At 39.7% G+C, this 11,498-nt stretch carries 12 protein-coding genes; 6 read left to right on the top strand and 6 right to left on the bottom strand.

Annotation, left to right across the window (positions count from 1 at the left end):
• Positions 1-17 precede the first annotated feature (17 nt).
• Positions 18-533 carry an azurin gene (gene azu, locus ACZ5L8_RS12805; RefSeq protein ID WP_462600253.1) on the bottom strand — a complete coding sequence of 172 codons (516 nt, stop codon included), beginning with the start codon at positions 531-533 and terminating at the stop codon, positions 18-20.
• 139 nt (positions 534-672) lie between these two features.
• Positions 673-1,632 carry a YheT family hydrolase gene (locus tag ACZ5L8_RS12800; protein WP_464438044.1) on the bottom strand — a complete coding sequence of 320 codons (960 nt, stop codon included), beginning with the start codon at positions 1,630-1,632 and terminating at the stop codon, positions 673-675.
• A 103-nt stretch (positions 1,633-1,735) separates the two neighbouring features.
• On the opposite strand from ACZ5L8_RS12800, the gene ACZ5L8_RS12795 reads away from it, so the two are divergent.
• Positions 1,736-2,215: an acyl-CoA thioesterase gene (locus tag ACZ5L8_RS12795; RefSeq protein WP_462600255.1), complete on the top strand. Its 480-nt coding sequence runs from the start codon at positions 1,736-1,738 to the stop codon at positions 2,213-2,215.
• Here ACZ5L8_RS12795 and ACZ5L8_RS12790 read toward each other — a convergent pair.
• Positions 2,205-3,101, bottom strand: a complete 897-nt coding sequence (locus ACZ5L8_RS12790) for a DMT family transporter (RefSeq protein WP_464438042.1) — start codon at positions 3,099-3,101, stop codon at positions 2,205-2,207. The genes ACZ5L8_RS12795 and ACZ5L8_RS12790 overlap by 11 nt on opposite strands.
• A gap of 10 nt (positions 3,102-3,111) precedes the next feature.
• Positions 3,112-3,468 carry an arsenate reductase family protein gene (locus tag ACZ5L8_RS12785; RefSeq protein ID WP_464438040.1) on the bottom strand — a complete coding sequence of 119 codons (357 nt, stop codon included), beginning with the start codon at positions 3,466-3,468 and terminating at the stop codon, positions 3,112-3,114.
• Between the two features lie 94 nt (positions 3,469-3,562).
• On the opposite strand from ACZ5L8_RS12785, the gene ACZ5L8_RS12780 reads away from it, so the two are divergent.
• The gene (locus tag ACZ5L8_RS12780) at positions 3,563-4,024 is read left to right on the top strand and encodes a DinB family protein (protein ID WP_464438038.1); all 462 of its coding nucleotides are present in this window, start codon (positions 3,563-3,565) and stop codon (positions 4,022-4,024) included.
• On the opposite strand, the gene ACZ5L8_RS12775 is transcribed toward ACZ5L8_RS12780, so the two are convergent.
• A complete protein-coding gene (locus tag ACZ5L8_RS12775) occupies positions 4,014-4,817 on the bottom strand; it encodes a DUF3298 and DUF4163 domain-containing protein (RefSeq protein WP_464438036.1) in 804 nt (267 codons plus the stop codon). The two genes, ACZ5L8_RS12780 and ACZ5L8_RS12775, sit on opposite strands and share 11 nt — an antisense overlap.
• Before the next feature lie 81 nt (positions 4,818-4,898).
• Here ACZ5L8_RS12775 and ACZ5L8_RS12770 point away from each other — a divergent pair, with 81 nt between their 5' ends.
• Positions 4,899-6,041, top strand: coding sequence for a trans-sulfuration enzyme family protein (locus tag ACZ5L8_RS12770; protein ID WP_464438034.1), 1,143 nt, complete (start codon positions 4,899-4,901; stop codon positions 6,039-6,041).
• Here ACZ5L8_RS12770 and ACZ5L8_RS12765 read toward each other — a convergent pair.
• The gene (locus ACZ5L8_RS12765) at positions 6,038-6,841 is read right to left on the bottom strand and encodes a THC0290_0291 family protein (protein ID WP_464438032.1); all 804 of its coding nucleotides are present in this window, start codon (positions 6,839-6,841) and stop codon (positions 6,038-6,040) included. The two genes, ACZ5L8_RS12770 and ACZ5L8_RS12765, sit on opposite strands and share 4 nt — an antisense overlap.
• A gap of 211 nt (positions 6,842-7,052) precedes the next feature.
• Here ACZ5L8_RS12765 and gdhA point away from each other — a divergent pair, with 211 nt between their 5' ends.
• The 3 genes from gdhA (at position 7,053) to recO (ending at position 11,474) form a co-directional block, all read left to right on the top strand.
• Entirely contained in the window at positions 7,053-8,396 is a 1,344-nt protein-coding gene (gene gdhA, locus ACZ5L8_RS12760; protein ID WP_464438030.1) for an NADP-specific glutamate dehydrogenase, read from the top strand.
• 100 nt (positions 8,397-8,496) lie between these two features.
• Positions 8,497-10,761 (top strand): type IX secretion system anionic LPS delivery protein PorZ, encoded by a 2,265-nt coding sequence (gene porZ, locus ACZ5L8_RS12755; protein ID WP_464438028.1) that lies wholly within the window; start codon positions 8,497-8,499, stop codon positions 10,759-10,761.
• Positions 10,761-11,474 carry a DNA repair protein RecO gene (recO, locus tag ACZ5L8_RS12750; RefSeq protein WP_462600263.1) on the top strand — a complete coding sequence of 238 codons (714 nt, stop codon included), beginning with the start codon at positions 10,761-10,763 and terminating at the stop codon, positions 11,472-11,474. The genes porZ and recO overlap by 1 nt, the downstream gene beginning before the upstream one ends.
• Positions 11,475-11,498: the final 24 nt, after the last annotated feature.

Raw genomic sequence — 11,498 nt, 5'->3', positions numbered from 1 at the left:
GTAGATTTCGCGTAAGCTTACTCTACAATAAACTTGCCGTTCATCATGCTGTAGTGACCTGGGAAGCTACAGATAAAAGTATATTCTCCTGCTTCTGGAGCGTCAAAAGTGATTGTAGTCTCCTGACCACCACCTATCATTTTTGTGTGAGCGATAACTGCATCAGTTCCTTCTGGGATGTAGTTGTTATCTCTTGCAGTAGCTGCTTTTGCTGCAAACTCAGACATCTGTGTGTCTTGTGTAAGAAGTACAAAGTTATGACCCATAACTTCTACCGGCTGCTTACCAGTGTGTCTTAGAACAATTTTTACTTGTTTTCCTGCTGGTACTTTGATCTCTTTTGTGTTAAACTGCATCTGGTCGTTAGCAAGTAGCACAACTTCAGTTACGTTAGGATCTTCTTTTTTTGTAGTTGTAGAAGAGCTTGTTTTAAGTTTTACTTCTTCTTTTTGATCATCTTTCTTGTCACCGCCACCGCAGCTGATAAAAAGTACTGTTAATGCAGAAAGGGCAATTGTTTTTAGAATTTTCATTGTTGTGAATTTTGTTTTGGCTTAAAGCCAAATGAAATGTTTGTAGTGTGTTTTAAATAATAGTTTTCTCTTTTTTAACAGGGCAAAAAAGGAAGCGGTAATATACGAACGATTTTATGCGACTGCAATTAAAAATATGTTAGCGTAAAAACTCTAGCGCCCGTTCTTCGTTGTAATAAAATGGTGTGCGCTTTACAAAACCTACATGGCCGCCAGTCTCTGGCAACTCTAAGAAAAGATTGCTATTTGCTTCGGCTTGTTTGTGTGGGTAGCAATTGCCGCTCATAAAGGTGTCGTCTTTAGCGTTGATAAGCAGCGTAGGTTGCTGTATGTTTTGCAGAAATTGCGCGCTGCTACTTTTGGCATAATAATCCATTGCGTCTTTAAAACCGTGTGCTGGCGCGGTGTACAGATTGTCAAAAGCTTCAAAGGTCTTTATCTTTTTAATTTGCTTAGGATCAAGGTCTGTTTCAAATTTTGCGAGTTTGTTTTTAAACTTACTGCGCATGGTAAGCAAAAAGTTGAAGCGGTACAGTAGATTGATATTTTGATTTAAACAATCTAAAGATTCTTTAAGGTCCACCGGTGTTGAGATCGCTACTCCTTTATTGATCGTAGCAGGTAGTTTCCTGTCTTCTCCCAGATATTTTAAAATAAGATTACCGCCCAGACTAAATCCTACAAGATCAATGGTGCGGTATTTATCTTTCTGTAAAACGTGATTTACGATCGCTTCTACATCATCTGTTGCGCCGCTGTGATAGGTTTTGTAACTCAGGTTTTCTTCGCCACTGCAGCCACGAAGATTTACAGAAACATTGTCAAAGCCATTTTGATTCAGGATTTTTGCCATGCCCAGAACGTATGGTCTTTTTGAGTTGCCTTCAAGCCCGTGAAAGATCACCGCAACTTTGTCTGATTTTTTTTCGCCATGAGCGAAACTCCAATCTACATCAAGAAAATCACCATCATCAAGCCATAGTCTTTCTCGCTCATGTATCACGCCGGTAACTCTTCTAAACTGCGACGCGTAAATGGTGTTTACATGCGGGTTTCTAAAAGTTCTAGGAGCTTTGTATGAAGAATTGATGATAGGCATTGATGAATTTTGAAACTAAAGTATGATGCAAAGATGGTTCTTACAACCGTTTTAACTGTTATGCGTGCATAATATTTGTAATTTTGATGAAAACTTCAATTTTATGTTCACAAAACAGTTTGAAATTCGCTGGAGCGATATCGACGCAAACAGACACCTTGCAAATAGCGCTTACATAAGTTTTATGAGCCATACGCGCATGAGCTATCTTATGGAAATAGGTTTTGGCCAGCTAGAACTTAATGAGCAAGACCTTGGGCCGGTGGCATTTTATGAGCATATTTTTTACTTCAGAGAGGTTTTTCCGGGTAAACCTATCACGGTTTCTTTGCAATTGCGTGGACTATCAGAAGACGGGATGTTCTTTGAATTTGCCCATAATTTTTATGATTATAAAGGCAGGAATTTTGCTTCATGCGAAATGATGGGCGCCTGGATCAATTTGCAAGATCGCAAGCTTGTGGGCTTGCCAGAAGAAATGCTTGAGCGCTTTAGAGAGCTAGAAAAAACCGAAGATTTTAAGGTGCTTACTAAAGAAGATACGCGCCGCTTTAACAAAAAGCCAAAAGACCTTACGCTTTAATTTTTTTAGGCTTGCGCGTTGATAGATAAACGCCTGTGAAAATAAATGCAGCAGCGATTATCCTGATCATGCTAAGGCTGTCTGCGCCTACGATCACTGCAAAAAGTACTGCGATCAACGGTTGCAAGTAGATAAATGCACCAATGGTTGATGCTTTAAGCGTTTTGAGCGCGTAGATGTTTAGTAAATAGGTCATAAACGTCGTTCCCAGAACTACAAACCCCATGATAAGCATAACGTCTGTGCTAAGAGAACTCCATTGTACCGTCGTAAATTCTTGAATAGTAAACGGAAAATTGATCACAACTCCTATGAGAAAAAGCCACTTCATCAAGGTGATGGTGCTGTATTTTTTGGTAAGCGGTTTTACTAATATCAAATACACCGCATAAGCCGTCGCATTTACAATAAAAAGCAAATTTCCTAGCGCGATATTTGGAGCGTTTTGTTGTTGGCTTTCGCCAAAAAGTATCAAAACCAAAGCCCCGATCAAACCCATTGCAATACCTACGATCTTTACCCAACCTATCTTTTCTTTTAAAAATAGCGCTGAAAGTAACAACAGCATTACAGGAGAAATGGTGATTACAACAGAGCTGTTAATAGGCGTTGAAAGTTGCAAACCTTTAAAGAAGGCAAGCATATTAATCGCCATACCAAAAACAGCACAACCCAATAGACGTGGCCAGTCTTTACGGTCTATTTTTTCGTTTTTAGTAAAAATACTAGCGATCCAGAATAATATACTCGCACCTAAAACGCGTAGAAATATAAACCCAAACGGCTGAATGTGCGTGGGCATTATATCCTTTGCAAGCGTATGGTTTATACCATAAATAAAGCTGGCAGTCGTTGCTGCGGCTAATGCGAGGTAACGTTTATTCATGTATGGATTATTATCCGTTTATCGCTTCGTTTGCAGCGGCAACGGTTTTCTTGCTGTTACCTACAAAGATTTGATCATCGTTTAAGATCACAGGACGCTTTAAAAAAGTATAATGATCTAGCAATAGATCTTTAAAATCTGCTTCTTGAAGTTCTTGAGTGTTCAAGCCACGTTCTCTATATAATCTTGCTCTTTTGTTAAAAAGGGCTTCGTAGCTATCAGTTAGTGCATAAAGTTCATCTAACTCAGTTGCGGTGATAGGATTTTCTTTGATCTCACGACGTTCAAAACTTGCAGGAAGATCTAGCTCTTTTAAGATTCTAGAGCAAGTATCACAGGTAGATAGATAGAAAACTTTTTGCATCATTTTATTTTTTGAGTTGCAAAGGTACTTCACCTTATTTCAATAACCCATATCACTTACAAAAACGGTATTTTTGTTACAAATCAAACAATAGATCATGATCGACTTTGCAATAGACGGAACGCTTAAAAATAGATTGGCTTTTAAAAAATATCTGGACGATCTAAGCCTTGAGCAATTAAACAAAATCCCAGAAGGATTTAATAACAATATCATCTGGAATATTGCGCATACAATGGTAACGCAGCAATTGCTGGTTTATAAGTTAAGCGGACAAAAACCTCTTGTAAATGATGAGATGATCGCTGCTTACAAAAAAGGTTCTAAGCCAGAGCGTGACGTTACTCAAGAAGAAGTTGATGAGATCAAAAAACTACTTTTTTCTACTATTGAGCAAACAGAGGTAGATTACAAAAAAGGGATTTTCAAAGATTTTCAGTCGTATAGTACATCTGTGGGCGTGACGCTAGAAAATGTAGACCACGCGATCTCTTTTAATCTATTTCATGAAGGTTTGCACAGAGGTTCTGTTCTTGCGTTGCTTCACGTTATAGATTAACAGCAAGTAAGTCTTTAATTTCGTTGAGCTCAATGCGTAGCTCGATAATCCCTTCCGCGTAAGCGGCAACCTCATAAGGATTGTAGATCAAGACGATCTCATTATCTTGAAATCCTATGTTTTCGGGTAATGCGAACACGTCGTCTTCAAACATATAACCGGTGTAATTAATGTATTGATCTGCGGGTATATCTTGTTGCGCTCTGAATTTTTTTTCGGCTATAGCCAAAAAAGCCTTTTTGTCTTTAAAGAGTGCATCGTTTGCTAATTGCTTGCCCGTTTCTTTATTAAAATTTAAAAAAGAAGTGCTGCCATAACCATGCGCACCGCCCCAGTAGCTGTAGCTCTCGATCGCTAGAGAAAGTAAAGCGGCAGATTGATAAGAAACAGAAGTGGTGGCTTCCATTTCATAGCCTGTTTCCGTTTCGGGGAAGTCGGTTTTAAAATCTCTGAAGTCTTTTATAAAGCTGTCAATTCCTTGATCTAGCGTTTCAACTTGATCTTCTTCTTCAGGAGACATGATAAAATAGGCGGTCAACCTTTTGTTCAAAGCATCATTAACGGTTTTTGAGAGGTTAGAATCTCCTTTCGCCGTAAGGCTATTGATATTAATTGTAGGGCAGAGTGAGTCTTTGCACTGTTCTAGAGAACTTTTGTCTATGGCCGTTTTCTCAAAGCTCATCATCACCGGTTCTTCCTTCTCTTCTGGCTTTGAGTCTTCTTTACAACTTATAAATAGAGCGAAAATGATCGCTGTGTATCCTATGCTAAAAAATCGTCTTGTGTTAATCATGGCATAAAGGTAGGAGCATTTTTGGCAATAGCTCTCGAGCTTTCTATTTTTACTTAATCTTTAACACTGCAAATTAAGCGTATGAAATTCAACACAAAGACCATTCACGGAAATCATAAAGAAGTAGATCCTGCATACAACAGTGTGATGCCGCCTATTTATCAAACGTCAACCTATGCACAATCTACGCCGGGCGGTCATAAAGGTTTTGAATATTCGCGAAGCGGTAATCCTACTCGCGCCATTCTTGAAGATACGTTGGCAAGTATTGAGAATGGTGAATTTGGACTAGCCTTTGGTTCTGGTCTTGCGGCGATTGACGCTGTGATGAAGCTCTTTAAACCGGGCGATGAGATCATTTCCACAAACGATCTTTATGGTGGCTCATATCGTTTGTTCACGAAGATCTTTGAAGATTTCGGACTCAAATTTCATTTTGTCCCAATGGATGATGCGTCTAAAATTGAGTCCTACATCAATGAGAATACAAAACTCATCTGGGTAGAAACGCCTACTAACCCGATGATGAATATAATTGATATAAGGGCGGTTTCGGCTGTAGCCAAAAAGCATAATTTGCTATTGGCGGTAGACAACACCTTTGCTACGCCATATTTGCAACAGCCGCTGGAACTTGGCGCAGATATCGTGATGCATAGCGCTACAAAATACATAGGAGGTCACAGTGATCTTGTGATGGGTGCACTTGTTATTAAAGAAAAAGAACTTGCAGATAAACTCTACTTTATTCAAAATGCGAGCGGTGCCGTTTGCGGGCCGCAGGATAGTTTTCTCGCTTTACGCGGAATAAAAACACTGCACGTACGCATGCAACGTCATTGTGAGAATGGTCGTGCTGTCGCAGAATTTTTAAAAGAACATCCTAAGGTTGATAAAGTGTACTGGCCAGGTTTTGAAGATCATCCTAATCATGCGACCGCTAAAGATCAAATGAAAGATTTTGGAGGGATGGTATCTTTCACCACAAAAGAAGATTCTCTTCAAGGTGCAGTGCAAGTTGTAGAAAAGCTTAAAGTCTTTACCCTCGCTGAAAGTTTGGGTGGTGTAGAAAGTCTTGCTGGTCATCCTGCAAGTATGACGCATGCAAGTATACCTGCTGAAGAGCGTGCAAAAACAGGAATTAAAGATTCTTTGATTCGCTTAAGCGTAGGAATAGAGGATATTGAAGATCTGCTAGAAGATCTTAAAAGCGCTTTAGCTTAATAATTAAGGTAAATAATATAACCTACCATCAACCACATGATAGAGTCGTCAAATTTGTTTGGTGGGTAAAATTGTGGGTCAGGATTAAGGCCATCTACCCAGTTTGAGAAATATTTGTGGTAGCGCAACTCAAGTAAGATGTCGTTAAGTTGACCAACTTTAAAACGCAATCCGCCACTGGCAGTTACAGCCCAAGTGTTTTGTCTTGTATCATCAAGACCACCCAAGATCCCATCGCCCACTAAAAAAGCATTGTAATAAATATCTTCTGGTGTGGCTCCCGGAACGTCTTGTATTGATGAGAAGTCTGGTTTGAAATTCACGTAGTGTGCGCCAATACCAACGTAAGGATGAACAAAAGAGGCTCCAGCATTAAAATCTCTAATACTAAAAGGATGAAACTCAATTTGCGCACCAGCTTCAAAAACGTTGCTTTTACCCATGTGATCTCTAAGGTCGCGACCTTCATCTGTATCTTTTTCAGATAACGGACCTTCATGCGTAAGATTTGTAATATGGTAGTCTAACTCTACTCTTACCATAAAGTGATCATTAAAATAGCGATCTCTACTATAGCAATCACAGTCAGCACGATAAGCAAAGTTGAAGTAATGAAAAACACCTACACCAAGACCTAGGTTGCTAACGTTTGTGTCAAAGTTATTTCTTAAACCAAAGTCTGATTGAAAAAGCAGCGGACCAGCAAGAACACCCACTTCACTGGAGAACATTGATTGTGCCCTTGTTACCATAGGTTTAAGGGCAAGAACCAATACTATAAGTAGGATTCTGGTTTTCATACGTCTGGGGCAAAAACTTGCGGGCAAAGATAGAAAATCTCATTAATCAACCCTCTTAAAATATTAGGTTAAATTCATCTTAACATACATTGGCAAAATCACCTCTTTATAATTAAAGATTCTTTAAAAAAACATATATAAAATTCAAGATAATGTATATTTGCACCGCAAAATAAGGCTTAAAATTTCAACTATATAAAACGTTTGCGAAATGACTGAAAGCGTAAAGAAGTTTGTTGATTCTGTTGAAAAACGAAATCCAAATGAACCTGAGTTCCTTCAGGCGGTAAGAGAGGTTGCAGAAACTGTAATTCCTTTTATTGAAGAAAACCCTAAATATCAGGATGCTAAGTTGCTTGAGCGTATGGCAGAGCCAGAGCGAGTGATATTGTTTCGTGTGCCTTGGGTAGACGACAGTGGAGAAATTCAGATTAATAAAGGGTACCGTGTAGAATTTAATTCTGCAATAGGTCCATATAAAGGTGGTTTAAGATTTCACCCATCAGTAAATCTAAGTATTCTTAAATTCCTTGGTTTTGAGCAAGTGTTTAAGAATAGCCTTACCTCATTACCTATGGGTGGAGGTAAAGGTGGATCAGATTTTAATCCACGTGGTAAAAGCGATGCAGAAGTTATGCGTTTTTGCCAAAGCTTTATGACAGAGTTATATCGTCATATTGGCCCTAACACAGATGTACCAGCAGGAGACATAGGTGTAGGTGGTCGTGAGATCGGGTATATGTTTGGTCAATACAAGAGAATTAAGAATGAATTTACAGGTGTTCTTACCGGTAAAGGTCTTTCTTACGGTGGTTCTAAGATCCGCCCTGAAGCTACAGGATATGGTAACGTGTACTTCACAAAGTATATGTTGAAGACTCGCGGCGAAAAGATCTCTGGTAAAACTATCGTGATCTCAGGTTCTGGTAACGTAGCACAATATGCGGCTGAAAAAGCAATGCAACTAGATGGTAAAGTGGTTACACTTTCAGATAGTGGTGGTTACATTTATGATAAAGACGGTCTAAACAAAGAGAAACTTGCCTTTGTTATGGAACTTAAAAATGAGCGTCGTGGTCGTATTAAAGAATATGTAGACCAATATCCAGATGCAGAATATCATGAAGGTAAAGCGCCATGGGATGTAAAATGCGATATCGCATTACCATGTGCAACACAAAACGAACTTGATAAAGCTGATGCTGAATTGCTTGTTAAAAATGGAGTGATGAGCGTAGGTGAAGGTGCAAACATGCCTTGTACACCAGAAGCTGTTGAGGTATTCATCGCAAATAAGATCTTGTTCTCACCAGGTAAAGCGTCTAATGCTGGTGGTGTAGCAACTTCTGGTCTAGAGATGTCTCAAAACAGTTTACGTTACAACTGGAGTGCAGAAGAAGTAGATCAAAAGCTGCATGAGATCATGTACGATATTCACAATGCGTGTATGGAGCATGGTAAGCAAGAAGATGGATTTATAGACTATGTAAAAGGTGCAAACATCGCAGGCTTCGTTAAAGTTGCAGATGCTATGCTAGCACAAGGTGTGGTATAAAACACGCACAACATAATATTATGATGAGCCTCTGCAATAGCAGGGGCTTTTCTTTTACAATAATTGTACTTTTGGGCGTTATAGGTTTAGCCCTAAGTATATGCTTAAAAAACTGTCACTTATCCTCATTTTGCTTTTTTGCCTTTCGGCGAAAGCACAGGATTTTTCAGATAGCTGGAAGGGGTATTTCTCATACACAACCATTGAGCATGTGGCTTATGGCAACGATCTTATTTTCGCTGCAGCGAAAAACAGCATTTTTGCTTACGATCTCGTAACAGATAAAACCACAGAATTCTCTACAATACAAGGCTTGATGGGTGAAGAGATCTCTGCTATTTATTACAGCCAAAGCATAAACGCCCTATTTGTAGGCTACGTTTCTGGGAAGTTTGATGTGGTGCGCGAAGATGAAAATGTACTTACCGTCGTAGATATTAGTAACAAGCAAACCATTTTACCGCAGGCAAGGCGCATCAATCATTTTATGGAATATGACGGCTTTGTCTATATTTCATCAGGTTTTGGGATTTCACTTTTTGATCTTGCTCGCTTAGAGTTTGATGATTCTTACTTTATTGGTGATGCCGGCGAATCACTTACTATCAATCAAACCGCTGTTGTGGGCGATTATATTTACGCTGCTACGGCGGCAAATGGCATTCGCAGGGCGCTGGTGCAAAATGATGATCTTATAGATTTTGCAAACTGGTCTCAGGTTGCTGGCGGTAGTTGGTATGGCGTCGCAAATCTTAACGAGCAGCTGTATGCGATCAATACTTCTAATCAGTTGCAGCGTTATGATGGCAATACTTTTGTCTCGGTTGCGAGTTTCTCTGGGAGTTATAGAGATTTTATGCCTTTCGGCGAAAGCCTAACAATTACGTTCAATAACACAGTCTATATTTTTAATGCTTCTGGATCGCAGATCGCGAGCGTACCCGTTTTACCAGAATATGATGCGACTTACAATACAGGTATTGCGGTAAATGAAACGATCTATCTAGGAACAAACGACAACGGACTCCTAATTAGCAGCACAACAAATCCCACGCAAGCTTTGCAAGTTGTGCCAGATGGTCCGTTGCGCAATGATCCTTTTAATATTGAGGCGCATCCTGGTGGTTTGTATGTGGTTTATGGTGATTATTCTAATACGTACAACCCTTTTCCATTAAAGCGCCGCGGATTAAGTCATTTGCATATTGATAGTACTTGGGTAAATATCTCTTATGACGAGGCTTTGCAGGCAAATAATTTAACGAATATCACTATTGATCCAGAAGATAATGATCATGTTTTTGTGAGTTCGTATAACTCTGGTTTGTTAGAAATTCAGGATGATGTGCCGGTGGCGCTTAGCGATGAAACAAATAGCGGCCTTAGCGATATACAAATCAATCCTACAGATGTGCGAATCAATGCGGCGGCTTATGATCGTGACGGTAATCTATGGATGACAAACAGCCTTGTAGATAATGGTATCGCTCGCAAAAGCGGCGGAAATATTCAGGGAATAGACGTGAGCGATATTCTTGATGGGCCGGCAACTAACTATAGTTCGCTAGTTGTAGATCGCGCGGGTAATGTGTTTTTTGGGACACATAATTATGGTCTTGCGGCATACAATCCTAGTAGCGGAGCGTTTGTTTTGCTTACAGAAGAAGGCAATAATCTGCCGTCAAAGAGAATAAGATCTCTCGCTATTGATAACAACGGTGTACTCTGGATCGGTACAGAATTAGGCTTACGATTGTTATACGGGCCAGCGCAGGTTTTTGATAACCCAGATGTGCAAACCCAACCTATAATTATTTTGCAAGATGGCCTTGCGGCGGAATTACTCAATGAGCAATTTATTTACCACATTGAGGTAGATGGTTCTAATAACAAATGGATAGGGACATTAAACAGCGGAGCATTCTACTTTTCTTCAAGCGGGCAGGAAACGCTGGCGCAATTTGATCAATCCAATTCTCCCTTGCCATCTAATAACGTTCAAGATATAAGCATAGATTCTGAAAGTGGTGAAGTGTATTTTGCGACTCCGCTTGGGTTGGTTTCTTTTAGCGGCACAGCGGTAGATCCATCAGATGATCTAGAACAAGTGCGTGCTTACCCTAACCCCGTTCGGCCAGATTTTCGTGGCAACGTAATTATAGATGGTCTTACTGCGAGAGCAAATGTAAAGATCACAGATATTACTGGTAATCTTGTGCATGAAGAAGTGGCAGTGGGTGGAAGCATACAGTGGGATACAATAGCTTTTGGGAAATATAGAGTGGCCTCTGGAGTGTATTTAATTCTAGTGACCAGCAGCGATGCCAGCGAAACGAAGGTTGCAAAACTTATGATCATTCGCTAATGCTGGTTAAAACAAAAGCCATAGTGATCTCGGCAATAAAGTATGGTGAGGCAGACCTTATTGCAAAACTATACACAGAGAGCGACGGACTCAAATCGTACTTGCTGCGCGGTGTTTTAAAGTCTCGTAAAGGCAAATTACGCACTGCGATGTTTCAGCCGGCTACGCAGCTAGAAATTGAAGCAAATCATAAGAATAAAGGTAATCTTGAGAATATAAGAGACGCTAAGGTTTTGCATCCGTATGTGAGTTTGCATACAGATTTTTCTAAAACAGGGATCGTTATGTTTTTAAGTGAATTGCTTAAAGGAGCGATACAAGAAGAGGAAGCAAACCCTGCGCTTTTTGCTTATCTAGAACATGCTTTTCTTTGGCTTGACCATCATGATAAAGTCGCTAATTTCCACCTGCTTTTTATGCTGAAGCTTACGCGGTTTTTAGGCTTTTATCCAGATGAGAATCATGAGGAGTTATCCTATTTTAATTTAGAGACAGGGATGTTTCAAGCGTATGAAGAGCATTATTGTATTGAAGGACAACCGTTGCTTTTGCTCAAAGATCTGCTCGAGACAAGTTTTGAAACTTTAGCAGCGCTTAAACTCAACAAAGAGCGTCGCACCTCATTTTTAGAAACCTTGTTATTATACTATGATTTACATTTGCAAGGATTCAGAAGGCCACGATCGTTAGAAGTTCTAAGTAGCCTTTTTTAAAAACCCCTAAAGTTCAAAAAGCAT

This window comes from Leeuwenhoekiella obamensis, assembly GCF_055391795.1.
Note: the sequence above shows the minus strand (reverse complement) of the source record. Positions and strands in the feature narration are given on the sequence as shown.